This window comes from Sulfitobacter sp. D7, assembly GCF_003611275.1.
GTDB lineage: Bacteria > Pseudomonadota > Alphaproteobacteria > Rhodobacterales > Rhodobacteraceae > Sulfitobacter > Sulfitobacter profundi.
Genome location: NZ_CP020694.1, coordinates 1261325 through 1273328, shown reverse-complemented (window position 1 = coordinate 1273328; position 12004 = coordinate 1261325). Strand labels below are relative to the sequence as shown.

12 protein-coding genes are annotated in these 12004 nt (G+C 63.0%); 5 read left to right on the top strand and 7 right to left on the bottom strand.

The genetic code is table 11. From position 1 onward, the window contains the following. Positions 1–83: 83 nt before the first annotated feature. Complete coding sequence (locus tag B5M07_RS06155) at positions 84–875, bottom strand: crotonase/enoyl-CoA hydratase family protein (RefSeq protein WP_120350640.1); 792 nt, start codon at positions 873–875, stop codon at positions 84–86. A 119-nt stretch (positions 876–994) separates the two neighbouring features. Between B5M07_RS06155 and B5M07_RS06150 the strand changes: the two genes are divergently transcribed. Continuing rightward, the gene (locus B5M07_RS06150; RefSeq protein WP_120350639.1) at positions 995–2098 is read left to right on the top strand and encodes a pyridoxal phosphate-dependent aminotransferase; all 1104 of its coding nucleotides are present in this window, start codon (positions 995–997) and stop codon (positions 2096–2098) included. On the opposite strand, the gene B5M07_RS06145 is transcribed toward B5M07_RS06150, so the two are convergent. Continuing rightward, complete coding sequence (locus B5M07_RS06145) at positions 2095–3303, bottom strand: pyridoxal-phosphate-dependent aminotransferase family protein (RefSeq protein ID WP_120350638.1); 1209 nt, start codon at positions 3301–3303, stop codon at positions 2095–2097. The genes B5M07_RS06150 and B5M07_RS06145 overlap by 4 nt on opposite strands. Positions 3304–3536: 233 nt before the next feature. Here B5M07_RS06145 and B5M07_RS06140 point away from each other — a divergent pair, with 233 nt between their 5' ends. Next, entirely contained in the window at positions 3537–5393 is a 1857-nt protein-coding gene (locus B5M07_RS06140; RefSeq protein ID WP_067938537.1) for an ABC transporter ATP-binding protein, read from the top strand. Between the two features lie 32 nt (positions 5394–5425). Here B5M07_RS06140 and B5M07_RS06135 read toward each other — a convergent pair whose 3' ends face one another. Continuing rightward, on the bottom strand, positions 5426–6109 hold the full coding sequence (locus tag B5M07_RS06135; protein WP_120350637.1) for a TIGR04283 family arsenosugar biosynthesis glycosyltransferase: 684 nt from the start codon (positions 6107–6109) through the stop codon (positions 5426–5428). Positions 6110–6173: 64 nt separating this feature from the next. Between B5M07_RS06135 and ygfZ the strand changes: the two genes are divergently transcribed. Then, on the top strand, positions 6174–6920 hold the full coding sequence (gene ygfZ, locus B5M07_RS06130; protein ID WP_120350636.1) for a CAF17-like 4Fe-4S cluster assembly/insertion protein YgfZ: 747 nt from the start codon (positions 6174–6176) through the stop codon (positions 6918–6920). Between the two features lie 68 nt (positions 6921–6988). On the opposite strand, the gene efp is transcribed toward ygfZ, so the two are convergent. Further along, positions 6989–7552 (bottom strand): elongation factor P, encoded by a 564-nt coding sequence (gene efp / locus B5M07_RS06125; RefSeq protein WP_067629376.1) that lies wholly within the window; start codon positions 7550–7552, stop codon positions 6989–6991. 222 nt (positions 7553–7774) lie between these two features. Here efp and B5M07_RS06120 point away from each other — a divergent pair, with 222 nt between their 5' ends. Then, complete coding sequence (locus B5M07_RS06120; protein ID WP_007120494.1) at positions 7775–8095, top strand: DUF6280 family protein; 321 nt, start codon at positions 7775–7777, stop codon at positions 8093–8095. 73 nt (positions 8096–8168) lie between these two features. Here B5M07_RS06120 and B5M07_RS06115 read toward each other — a convergent pair whose 3' ends face one another. Further along, positions 8169–8747 (bottom strand): cobalamin biosynthesis protein CobQ, encoded by a 579-nt coding sequence (locus B5M07_RS06115; protein ID WP_120350635.1) that lies wholly within the window; start codon positions 8745–8747, stop codon positions 8169–8171. A gap of 60 nt (positions 8748–8807) precedes the next feature. On the opposite strand from B5M07_RS06115, the gene B5M07_RS06110 reads away from it, so the two are divergent. Next, positions 8808–10265, top strand: a complete 1458-nt coding sequence (locus tag B5M07_RS06110; RefSeq protein WP_120350634.1) for a cobyric acid synthase — start codon at positions 8808–8810, stop codon at positions 10263–10265. Between the two features lie 32 nt (positions 10266–10297). Here B5M07_RS06110 and B5M07_RS06105 read toward each other — a convergent pair whose 3' ends face one another. Next, positions 10298–11410: an S-(hydroxymethyl)glutathione dehydrogenase/class III alcohol dehydrogenase gene (locus B5M07_RS06105; protein WP_120352167.1), complete on the bottom strand. Its 1113-nt coding sequence runs from the start codon at positions 11408–11410 to the stop codon at positions 10298–10300. Positions 11411–11534: 124 nt separating this feature from the next. Next, a complete protein-coding gene (locus B5M07_RS06100) occupies positions 11535–11996 on the bottom strand; it encodes an Lrp/AsnC family transcriptional regulator (RefSeq protein ID WP_067629340.1) in 462 nt (153 codons plus the stop codon). Between the last annotated feature and the right edge of the window lie 8 nt (positions 11997–12004).

Sequence of the window (12004 nt, the reverse complement as noted above, 5' to 3'; positions counted from 1 at the left end):
AGCGCCAGCCCGTCCGGGCGGTCTGGCTCTGCCCGGCGGCCTTACGGCCTTGATTCCGGGCTGTTCCGGAGAACGCCACCAGCCTACTTAAACACCGCAGGCCGCTTGCCGAACTCCGCCGCGATCACCTCCATCTGCTCTGGCCTGCCCAAGAGCGCCGCCTGCTCGCGCGACTCGGCCTCCAGTACATCCACATCCGACGCCCCGGATTCCGCATATCCAATCAACCGCTTGGCCGCCCGCACGGCAGTCGGCCCCTTCCCCGCAATCACCTGCGCCAGTTTCAAAGCCGCCGCCTGCGGGTCATCGGCGACCTCGGTCACCAGCCCCCAGCGCTCGGCCTGCGCGGCCCCCACGGGTGCCGCCGTATAGGTCAACCGCCGCAGCACATCCGAGCGCACCAAACGCGGCAGCAACACCATGCCGCCCATATCCGGCACAATGCCCCATTTCATCTCCATCACCGCCAGCTTGGTATCCGGCGCGGCGATGCGGATATCCGCGCCAAGCGCCAATTGCATCCCAGCGCCATAGACCACGCCATGCAGCGCCGCGATCACCGGGATTTCCAAACGGTGCCAGACCATCGACACCTCCTGCCATTTGTTCGTTGTGCCCTCGCCATGGGTGCGCGGCATGATCAGCGCCTCAACATCCTGCCCCAGCATCCCCGAAAGCCCGCCGATATCGATGCCCGCGCAAAAACCTTTGCCCTCGCCCGACAACACCACCACGCGGGCATCCGAGGCCGCAACCTCCTGCCCTGCCGCGATGATCGCTTCGATCATCTCATCATCCACGGCGTTCATCTTGTCGGCGCGGGTGAGGGTCACATGGGCGATATGGTCTTCGATCCGGGTGGTGACGCGGGGCATGGCTGTTCTCCTGAATGTTTGGCGCAGTTCAGCGCAGATCAACGCGCGGCACCAGCAAAACGTGGCGGCAGGTGCTGCGACCCTTGCCCTCTCAACGGCGCAACCCTACACCTTGGCGCATGACATATGCACGCCTCACCCCACTCGCCCAAAGCCTGCCCGCCAACGTCCCCTTTGTGGGCCCCGAAGCGCAGGAGCGCACGCTTGGCCGCCCCTTCAAAGCGCGGCTTGGCGCCAATGAAAACGTCTTTGGCCCTTCGCCTCGCGCCATCGCGGCAATGGCTGAAACGGAGATGTGGAAATATGGCGATTCAGAAAGCGTGGAGCTGCGCGCGGCATTGGCCGAATTGCATGGCGTGACGCCCGACAATATCATCGTCGGCGAAGGCATCGACGGACTGCTGGGCTATCTCGTCCGTCTGCTGGTGGACGAAGGCGATGCGGTGGTAACCTCGGAAGGCGCGTACCCAACCTTCAACTACCATGTCGCGGGCTTTGGCGGCGTGCTGCACAAAGTGTCCTACCGCGACGATCACGAAGACCCGGCAGCGCTTTTCGCCAAAGCGGCAGAGGTTGACGCCAAGCTCGTCTACCTCGCCAACCCCGACAATCCGATGGGCACTTGGCATGAGGGCACGGCACTGGCGCGCGCGCTTGACGATCTGCCCCAAGGCAGCCTGCTTTTGCTGGATGAGGCCTATATCGAATGCGCCCCCGAGGGCACAGCACCCCAGCTTTCCGCCGATGACCCGCGGGTGATCCGGATGCGCACCTTCTCCAAAGCCTATGGGCTCGCCGGAGCGCGGATCGGCTATGCGATTGCAGCGCCCGACTTGATCACGGCCTTTCACAAGGTTCGCAATCACTTTGGTCTCAACCGCGCAGCACAGGCAGGTGCCTTGGCGGCGGTACAGGATCAAGACTACCTCAAGAAAGTTCAGATCCAGATCGCCGAGGCCCGCGACAGGATCGCTCAAATCGCTGAAAAGAACGGGCTGAGCACCCTGCCCTCCGCAGCCAATTTCGTCGCGATCGACTGTGGCGGCGATGGCGCCTTCGCCAAGGCGGTGCTGGATGCCCTAGTGGCGCGGGGCGTCTTTGTGCGCATGCCCTTCGCCGCGCCGCAAAACCGTTGCATCCGCATCAGTTGCAGTACGACAGAGGAATTGGATTACTTCGCCGCCGCCTTACCCGACGCTCTGACCGAAGCGCGCGGGGCTTAAGCCCCGCCGATCACCTCCGCCGCCGCTTGCAGTGCGCCGGGCCCGTGTTCGATCTTCAGCGCCGAAAGCCCAGCTTCGATCCCGCCGAGCAGCCCCATGACCATATGGCCGTTCACATGGCCCATGTGGCCAAGGCGGAAAAAACCATGCCACGCAGGCTCCCCCGGCAGGGCCATGCCCAGACCCACGCCCAGTGTCAGGCCCAGATTGCTCTGTACCCAATCGCGCAACTCTGTCGCATGGGGCGCTTGCAGCCGCAGAGCGGTGACGGCATGGCTGCGCAGGGCGCGGTCTTCGATGTTGAACCGCAGGCTGCCCTCTGCCGACCATGCCTCGCACGCTGCCCAAACCGCGCGGGCCAAGGTGGCATGGCGCTGCCAGACCTGCTCGATCCCCTCTTCATGGATCATATCAAGGGCGGCCCGAAGGCCATAAAGGTGATGCGTCGGCGCGGTGCCGCCGTGGTATTGATAGAATTCCTGCGCATGGGCGCGCGGCGACCAATCCCAGTAGCGGCTCACCCGCGGCAGACGCGCGCGGGCTTCCTCGGCACGGTCGTTGAAAAACACGAAGGCCATGCCCGGCGGCACCATCAGCCCCTTTTGCGAAGCGGTGACCATGACATCGACGCCCCAAGCGTCCATCTCGAACCGCTCGCACCCAAGCGAGGCGATGCAATCGGCCATCAAAAGCGCGGGGTGGCCTGCCTCATCCAACAGGCGGCGCAGGCCGGGGACATCGTTGCGCACCGAGCTTGAGGTGTCGACATGCACCGCCATCAGCGCCTTGATCTGGTGGCCCGTGTCGGCCTTCAAACGCTCGGCCACCTGCGCCAGATCAACCGGCGCATTGCGGCCAAAGTCGAGGATATCCACCTCCGCCCCCAGCCCCGTTGCCATCTCGGCCCAACCATGGCCGAAACGCCCCGTCGCCAAGACCAGCACGCGGTCGCCCGGTGCTATGACATTGCTCAGCGCGGCCTCCCAGGCGCCGTGGCCGTTGCTGATATACATCGCCACATGACGATCTGTACGCGCCACACGCTTCAAATCGGCCGCCAGTGCCGGCATCATCTCAACCAACTCACCCTCATAGATATTGGGCGCGGCGCGGTGCATCGCGCTCAGCACCGCGTCGGGCATGACCGAGGGGCCGGGAATGGCAAGGTACGAACGACCTTGGACGAGTTTATTCTGCTTTGTCATGATATTGGCTGCCGTTTTGAAAATGCGTGACCGGGCTGCGGTCGGGCGCAGCTTACTGCCCGCCGGGCCGGGGTCAACACGCGATCGGACGTAAGGTAAGCCGCGCCCCGGACGCCCCTACCCCGGCCCGCTCCGGCCCGGATGCGCGTCCCATGCGCGCCCTGCGACGGCTTGCCCTGCCTGCGCGGCTTTCGTACACGGGATCCGACTGCCCAAAAGGATCAGGCACCGGCATGAATGATGACAGTTACACCTCCGCGCAGTTGATGCGTTGGCTTTGGCATGACTATCTAAAGAAACACACCGGCCTGATGGCCATCGCGGTGATCTTCATGATCATCGAAGGCTCGACCTTGGGCGTGCTGGCCAAGCTGATGGAGCCGATGTTCGACCGCGTCTTTGTCGGCGGCGACCAAGGTGCGCTGGTTTGGGTGGGGCTGGTGCTGGTGGCGATCTTTGCGCTGCGCGCGCTGGCCACGGTGGTGCAAAAGGTGCTGCTGACCCGCGTGGCGCAACGCACGGCGGCGGACCTGCGCATCGACCTGTTGGACCGGATGATGCAGCAGGATGGTGCCTTTCACCAAAACCACCCGCCCGGTTTTCTTGTGCAGCGCGTGCAATCGGATGTGAACGCGGTCAGCGATGTCTGGCGCGCGGTGATCACCGGCGCGGGGCGCGATCTGGTGGGGCTGGTGATCCTGATGGGCGTCGCCATCGCGATTGATCCGATCTGGGCGCTTTTGGCGATGGTCGGCGTGCCGCTGATGGTGCTGCCTGCCGCCATCGCCCAGCGTTTCGTCCGCGCCCGCTCGCGCGAGGCGCGCGACATCGGCGCCAGCCTCTCGACACGTCTGGACGAGGTCTTTCACGGCATCGTGCAGATCAAACTGAACGCGCTGGAAGACTATCAGGCCCGACAATACCGCGAGTTGACGCGCACCTTTATTCGCACCGAAGTTCGCGCCGCCTTTGGCAATTCCGCGATCCCGGCGATGATCGATATTATGTCCGGCATCGGTTTCATGGCCGTGATCGTCTACGGCGGGTCCGAGATTATCGCGGGCAACAAGACCATTGGCGAGTTCATGACCTTCTTTACCTCGCTCGGGTTCATGTTCTCCCCCCTGCGGCGCCTCGGTGCGATCAGCGGCCTGTGGCAGATGGCCGCCGCCGCGCTGGAGCGGATCAAGGAGCTGCTCGACGCGCCCCTGCACCTGCGCAGCCCGGCCAAGCCCGTGGCCGCGCCCGATGGCCCGCCTGACGTTACCTTGGCGGATGTTTCGCTCTCCTACGGCGATACGAAGGTGCTGAATGCGTTGAACCTGACCGCGCAAGCGGGCCAGACGACCGCCCTTGTTGGCGCCTCCGGCGCGGGGAAGTCGACCATTTTCAACCTGCTCACGCGGCTGGTGGATCCACAAAGCGGCACGGTTCAAATCGGCGGGGTCGACACCACGTCGATGACCATCCCAGACCTGCGGGGCCTGTTTTCTGTCGTGACGCAAGAGGCGCTGCTGTTTGATGAGACCCTGCGCGAGAATATCGTGCTGGGCCGCGAGAACGTCAGCGACGAAGAACTCGACCGGGTGTTGAAAGCCGCCCATGTGGCCGATTTCCTGCCGCAGCTTGAACAGGGGCTAGAGACCCGCGTCGGTCCGCGCGGCTCGGCCCTGTCGGGCGGGCAGCGTCAGCGTGTGGTGATCGCCCGCGCCCTGCTGCGCGACACGCCGATTCTGCTGCTTGATGAGGCCACCAGCGCCTTGGATGCGCAATCTGAACAGGTTGTGCAGGATGCCCTTGATCGGCTCGCCAAGGGGCGCACCACCATCGTGATCGCGCATCGGCTCTCGACCATCCGCAGCGCGGATAAGATCGTGGTGATGGACCGCGGCCAAGTCACCGATGAAGGCACCCACGACGAATTGATGGAGCGCGGCGGCATCTATGCCGACCTTTACCGCCTGCAATTCCGCGACGGAAAGACGGTGTCGGATGCCCGCGGCCTCAGCGCCCTCTCTGCAAAAAAGCGCCGCGAAAGGGCGCGCCAGCCCAATCTGTTCCAACGGATCGGGGCGGTCTTCTTTAACTGAGTGCAGGGGCGTGAGGGCAACCCGCGCCCTTTTCACGACCGCCGATAGCTTTCCGCAAGGGCTTCGGGGCTGGCGCCCATAGCGTAGCGCATCAGCGTCCACAGGTTGCGCCCACCGCGGCGCAGCCAGCCCTGACGGCGGTATTTCTCGGCACTGGTCACGGCGATGCCCTCAAGCCGCGCCAATCGGCCCCGCAGGGCGCGGGCCAGTGCGACATCCTCCATCAGCGGCTGATCGGGGTAACCGCCGACCGCGTCATAAAGCGCGCGGGGCAGCAGCAGCCCCTGATCACCATAGGGCAAGCCGCAGACGCTGCGCAGGTTCGCCCAACCTGCGACCAATCGTGGTGGCAGCCCGCGCTGATCGAACCTGAGGCGAAACCACCCCGCAGCCCCTGTCCCGCGCGCCATGTGATCCTGCACCGCATCGGTCCACCCCGGCGCCAGCACCGTGTCGGCATGGATCACCAAGAGCCACTCCCCCCGTGCCGCTTCGCATCCGCGGCGCAACTGCCCCCCCCGCGAGGGCGCGCCCGAGATCACCTCGCCCCCCCAGCCTTCGGCCAGCTGAGGCGTGCCATCTGTCGATCCGCCATCGCTCAGGATCACCTCGCGGATCAGCCCGGCCTGCAACCCTTCGACAAGCGCGGCAAGGCAGGCAGGCAGCGCGGCGGCTGCATTGAGACTGGGAATGACGACAGAGATCGGCGCGCGCATGGTTGCCCCTTTTGGATGGGTTTGACAGGTTATATGTCATGGCCAGCAATCAAAGGACAACCGCATGACCACGCGCCGCATTCTGCGCCTCTCCGGCCCCGACACCCGCGATTTCCTGCAAGGCATCGTGACCAATGACGTTGGCAAACTGGACCAAGGCCCGGTCTACGCCGCCCTGCTGACGCCGCAGGGCAAATATATGGCCGATTTCTTTCTGATCGCTGACGGCGATAGCGTTCTGCTTGATGTGGACGAAAGCCTTGGCGACATGCTGAGCCAACGGCTGTCGATGTATAAGCTGCGCGCCAAGGTGACGATTGAGCCGAGCGGGCTGCACCTGCACCGTGGCACCGGCCCCGCACCCGAAGATGCCGTGTCCGACCCGCGTCATTCGGAAATGGGCTGGCGCGCCTATCGCGACACGCCGCAGACAGATGACACTACCGATTGGAACGCCCTGCGCGTGGCGCATCTGATCCCCGAAACCGGTGTGGAACTGACGCCTGATACGTTTATCCTCGAAGCCGGGCTTGATCGGATCAACGGGCTCGACTTCCGCAAGGGCTGCTATGTGGGCCAAGAGGTCACGGCGCGGATGAAACACAAGACCGAGTTGCGCAAGGGGCTGACGCGAGTTGAGGTCAGTGGCAGCGCCGCGCCGGGCACGGCGATCACGGCAGAGGGCAAACCGGCGGGCACGCTGTTCACTCAAGCGGGGGACCAGGCGCTGGCGCATCTCCGCTTTGACCGCGCCAACGGGCATATGCAGGCCGATGAGGCGCAAGTCACATGGCCCGGCCCAGCCGCCTGAGCACCCCAAAACAAGAAAAAGCCCCGGCAAAACCGGGGCTGATCTAGCTTACGTTGGATGACGTTGCGTCAAGCGCGTTCGACATATTCCATGGTTTCGGTGTTCACCACGATCGCTTCGTCCTGCCCTACGAAGGGCGGAACAGAGATCTTCACACCGTTTTCCAGAATGGCTGGTTTGAAGGAATTCGCCGCTGTCTGGCCTTTGACGACCGGCTCGGTCTCGGCAATGTTGCAGACCACTTTTTGCGGCAGACGGGCGTTCAGCGCCTCGGCGTCATGGTACTCGACCACGATCATCATGCCGTCTTGCAGGAAGGGGCGCGTGTCACCCAAAAGCTCGGCATCAAGCTGCACCTGCTCATAGGTTTCGGTGTCCATTACCACCAGCATACCGTCGTCTTCATACAGAAATTGCTGGTCTTTTTGCTCCAGTCGCACGCGCTCGACCTTATCGGCAGAGCGGAAGCGTTCGTTCAATTTGGAGCCGTTGCGAAGGTTGCGCATCTCGACTTGGGCAAAGGCACCGCCCTTGCCGGGCTTCACGTGATCGACCTTCACGGCCGCCCAAAGGCCACCGTTATGTTCAAGGACGTTTCCGGGGCGGATCTCGTTTCCGTTAATCTTGGGCATGTGACAAAACCACGACATAAGGTTGATGATAAGATGACCGGGTCTATATCGGGAGGGATGGTCCCCTGCAAGCGGGCGATATCCGGGCGTCGCTGCGGCAACTAGATATGCGCAAGTTGCATGGGAGGTATGCTAAATAGAGGTATCCGAATCAAAGGATATCCGTCATAAGGGCCTCCACGCCCGAATGACAAGAGCAAGAATAATCGAAAGGACGACGAGATGAAAGATTTCGTTGATGGCACCGCTTTCAACAACGAGCAAGGCAACCGCGCACGCAAGCTCTTTGCTGCTGTGGTGCTTGCTGCTTTGGATGACGCAATTGCCGACGACAAGAAATATGGCAACGGCCCAGAACAGATTGCCCGCTGGGCCCGTTCGCGCGATGGCCGCGAAGTGCTGAGCTGTGCCGGGATCGACCCCAATGAGCGGGTCGTCGAAGGCCTGATGGAATTTGTCGGCAAAGGCGTGCGGACCTCCGTCGCCCTGTCGCGCGAAGAGTCCGAGCGCCGCAATGCCGCGCTTCAGGCCGAAGCCGCCTGAGAATATCCGCCAAGCGGAGCAATTGACGCAGCCTTCGGGCTGCGTTTTTTTGTGTCTGCTGTTTCTCGCGCGGTCAATCTGCCCCGAAAAAGAAGATCCAGTTGCGTAGGGCGAGCCCCTCGGCCAGCAGCAGCGCCAACGTCAAGCAAGAGAGCACCCACCCCGGCCTGCGCCACCACAGCGTAATGGCGGCAAGGGTGCTGACCAGCGCCTCAATCGGTGCGACCCAGGCCGCGCCGTGACGCACATCCCAATAACTGACCGGGCTTTCGAATATCCAACCCGTCAGCGGCCAGAAATGCGCCCGCCCATCATCGTGGTGCAGCGGCAGGTCGAACAGGAGATGCAGCAACGCCGCCCCCGTCAGCGCCACGGCCCAGCCCGCCTGCCGCCAGACCGCCAGCGCCAAAAGCGCACCCCAGACGATGAATGAATTATCTATCGAAAAGATCGTCTGCCAGAGGTCCGAGTAGTAAAGCTCCCCAAAGACCACACTTCCCGGCAGCCCTTGGATATAGAGCGCAAAACCCGCCATCAGATAGAGCGACAAGTCCGGCAGCAGGGCCCCGGCAAGTGCTGCCCAGATTAACGGCTTGGCCCCTTCCCGCCCCATCACGGCAGCGCCCAAAAGCAAATGTGCAGGCGTGTTCATCGCGGCTCTTTCCCCTTGGATCATTTTGCGCCAGTTTGCGCGAAACAGGGGCAGAATGACATGACCAAAGCCATCATGATACAGGGCACCGGCAGTAATGTCGGCAAGTCGATGATCGTTGCCGGATTAATCCGCGCCTGCACCCGGCGCGGGCTGCGCGTGCGCCCGTTCAAACCGCAGAACATGTCCAACAACGCCGCCGTCACCGAGGACGGGGGCGAGATTGGCCGCGCGCAGGCCTTGCAGGCCCGTGCCGCAGGCGTGGCACCGCATACGGACATGAACCCGGTGCTGCTGAAGCCTCAAAGCGCCACCGGCGCGCAGGTCGTGGTGCAGGGCAAGATCGCGGGCCAGCAACAGGCGTGGGAGTTTGGGCGCAACAAAGCGAGCCTGATGCCCGCCGCGCTACAGTCCTTTCACCGCTTGGCCGAAAACTGCGACCTAATCGTGATCGAAGGCGCGGGCTCCCCGGCAGAGACCAACCTGCGGGCAGGCGATATCGCCAATATGGGTTTCGCCCGCGCCGCCGGGGTGTCTGTGGTGCTGATGGGCGACATCGACCGTGGCGGGGTGATCGCGCAGATCGTCGGGACGCAGGCGGTGCTAGATGCCGAAGACAACGCGCTGATCCGTGGCTTTGCCGTCAATAAATTCCGCGGCGACCGCAGCCTCTTTGACGCAGGCCGCGATGACATCGCCAAGCGCACCGGCTGGCCCAGTCTTGGGGTAATCCCGTGGTTCGACGCCGCCCACCGCCTGCCCGCCGAAGATGTGATGGACCTGCCCGCCCGCGCCCGTTCCGGTGGCTCAGGCTGTGTGATCGCCGTCCCGCGCCTGCCGCGTATCGCCAATTTCGATGACCTCGACCCATTGGCCGCCGAGCCGGGCGTCGACCTGAGGATGATTATGCCCGGCAGCCCCCTGCCCGCCGACGCCGATCTGGTGCTGATGGTCGGCAGCAAATCGACGATCTCCGATCTCGAAGCCTTCCGGGCCGAGGGATGGGACATCGACCTTGCCGCCCATATCCGGCGGGGCGGCCATGTGCTGGGGCTGTGCGGTGGCTATCAGATGTTGGGCAAGACCATCACAGACCCGCAGGGCATCGAAGGCCCGGCGGCGCGGGTGGCGGGGCTGGGGCATCTGGACGTGGAAACCACGATGGCCCCGCTGAAACATCTGGCGGAAAAATCCGGCCAGCATCCTGCCAGCGGCACCGATTTAACGGGATATGAAATTCACATCGGGGAAACCACCGGCTCCGATTGTGCCCGCGCATGGCTCACCTTTGACGGCACGCCCGAGGGCGCGGCCTCCCCCTCGGGCCGGGTGCAGGGCTGCTATATGCATGGAATTTTCAGCTCAGACGCCTTCCGCCGCGCCTACCTTGGCGGTTTTGGCGTGACCTCATCGCTGGATTTCGAAAGCGGCGTGGATGATGCGCTCGACGCGCTGGCCGATCATGTCGAGACCTATATCGATGTCGACCTGTTCCTCTCCCTCGCGGCAGAGGTCTAGGCTGGAGAGCGCGCAGCCCTCCAGCCCAATATTTAGAATTCGACGACCGCGCGGATCGATTCACCTTTGTGCATCAATTCAAAGCCTTCGTTGATCTGATCCAGCGTCAGCTTATGGGTGATCATCGGGTCGATCTCGATTTTGCCGTTCATGTACCAATCAACGATCTTGGGCACGTCCGTCCGCCCCTTGGCCCCGCCAAAAGCGGTCCCGCGCCAAACCCGGCCGGTGACCAATTGGAATGGCCGCGTCGAAATCTCGGCTCCCGCAGGTGCCACGCCGATGATGATGCTTTCGCCCCAGCCCTTGTGGGCGCATTCCAGCGCGTCGCGCATGACCTTGGTGTTGCCAGTCGCGTCAAAGGAATAATCCGCGCCGCCTTTGGTCACCTCGACCAGATGCGCCACCAGATCGCCCTCGACGTTCTTAGGGTTCACGAAATCGGTCATCCCGAAATAACGCCCGACCTCTGCTTTGTCGTCGTTAAGATCGACACCGACGATCTGATCCGCGCCTGCCATCCGCAGCCCTTGGATCACGTTCAACCCGATGCCGCCCAGCCCAAAGACCACGCAGCGCGCGCCCAGTTCGACCTTGGCCGTGTTGATCACCGCACCGATGCCCGTGGTCACGCCGCAACCGATGTAGCAAATTTTATCAAAGGGCGCGTCTTTGCGGACCTTGGCCAGCGCGATTTCCGGCACCACGGTGTGGTTGGCAAAGGTTGAGCAGCCCATATAGTGGTGAATCGGCGTGCCATCGAGCATCGAAAACCGCGTTGTGCCATCGGGCAGCAAGCCTTGGCCTTGGGTCACGCGGATTTTTTGGCAGAGGTTGGTTTTGCCCGACAGGCAGTATTCGCATTCGCGGCATTCTGGCGTGTAGAGGGGGATCACATGGTCGCCCGGCTCCAGCGTGGTCACGCCTTCGCCCACTTCCAGCACCACGCCCGCGCCTTCGTGGCCAAGGATCGCGGGGAAGATCCCTTCGGGGTCGTCGCCCGAGCGGGTGAATTCGTCGGTATGGCACAGGCCGGTTGCCTTGATCTCAACCAAGACCTCACCGCGTTTCGGCCCTTCAAGGTTCACCTCCATGATTTCAAGCGGTTTGCCAGCTTCCACGGCAACGGCGGCACGGGTTCTCATCATGGGTCTCTCCTTCGAGGTTAATCACTTGGTGCTATATGGCGCACGCGGGCGTCAAATGTCCATTTCAGAACGACACCGCAACTTCGCGCGCGTTTCGCCAGTGGGGCACGCGGCGTTCACCTTAGCCGGTGATCGGCGCGTCGGATTTGATCTGCCGCAAGATCACATTGGTGGTGGCCGAATTGACCGCCGGATGTAGGAACAAAAAGCTTTCTAGAAAGGCGTTATAGGCGTCGATATCGCGGCAAAGAACGCGCAGGTGATAATCCGCTTGGCCGGTGGTGGCGAAACACTCCGTCACCTCCGTCCGGCTTTGGATCGCACGGATGAAACTGGCAAGGGCCGAGGCGTCATGCCGGGTCAGATGCACATGCACCATCGCCTCAAACCCCAGCCCCATCGCCTTGGGATCGACCACCGCGGCATAGCGTTTGATCACCCCCGCCTGCTCCAACGCCTTGACCCGCCGCCAGCAGGCAGAGGCCGAGATATTCAGCTTTTCGGCAAGTTGCGCATTGGGCAGACGCGAATCCTGCTGGAGCAAAAACACAAGCTGTCGGTCTGTCGCATCCATCTCACTCATCGGGTAAA

Coding starts and splice junctions, on each gene's coding strand:
- B5M07_RS06140 (WP_067938537.1), top strand. CDS start 3,537: ATGAATGATGACAGTTACACCTCCGCGCAGTTGATGCGTTGGCTTTGG.
- B5M07_RS06150 (WP_120350639.1), top strand. CDS start 995: ATGACATATGCACGCCTCACCCCACTCGCCCAAAGCCTGCCCGCCAAC.
- B5M07_RS06145 (WP_120350638.1), bottom strand. CDS start 3,303: ATGACAAAGCAGAATAAACTCGTCCAAGGTCGTTCGTACCTTGCCATT.
- B5M07_RS06105 (WP_120352167.1), bottom strand. CDS start 11,410: ATGAGAACCCGTGCCGCCGTTGCCGTGGAAGCTGGCAAACCGCTTGAA.
- B5M07_RS06110 (WP_120350634.1), top strand. CDS start 8,808: ATGACCAAAGCCATCATGATACAGGGCACCGGCAGTAATGTCGGCAAG.
- B5M07_RS06100 (WP_067629340.1), bottom strand. CDS start 11,996: ATGAGTGAGATGGATGCGACAGACCGACAGCTTGTGTTTTTGCTCCAG.
- B5M07_RS06120 (WP_007120494.1), top strand. CDS start 7,775: ATGAAAGATTTCGTTGATGGCACCGCTTTCAACAACGAGCAAGGCAAC.
- B5M07_RS06155 (WP_120350640.1), bottom strand. CDS start 875: ATGCCCCGCGTCACCACCCGGATCGAAGACCATATCGCCCATGTGACC.
- B5M07_RS06115 (WP_120350635.1), bottom strand. CDS start 8,747: ATGAACACGCCTGCACATTTGCTTTTGGGCGCTGCCGTGATGGGGCGG.
- ygfZ (WP_120350636.1), top strand. CDS start 6,174: ATGACCACGCGCCGCATTCTGCGCCTCTCCGGCCCCGACACCCGCGAT.
- efp (WP_067629376.1), bottom strand. CDS start 7,552: ATGCCCAAGATTAACGGAAACGAGATCCGCCCCGGAAACGTCCTTGAA.
- B5M07_RS06135 (WP_120350637.1), bottom strand. CDS start 6,109: ATGCGCGCGCCGATCTCTGTCGTCATTCCCAGTCTCAATGCAGCCGCC.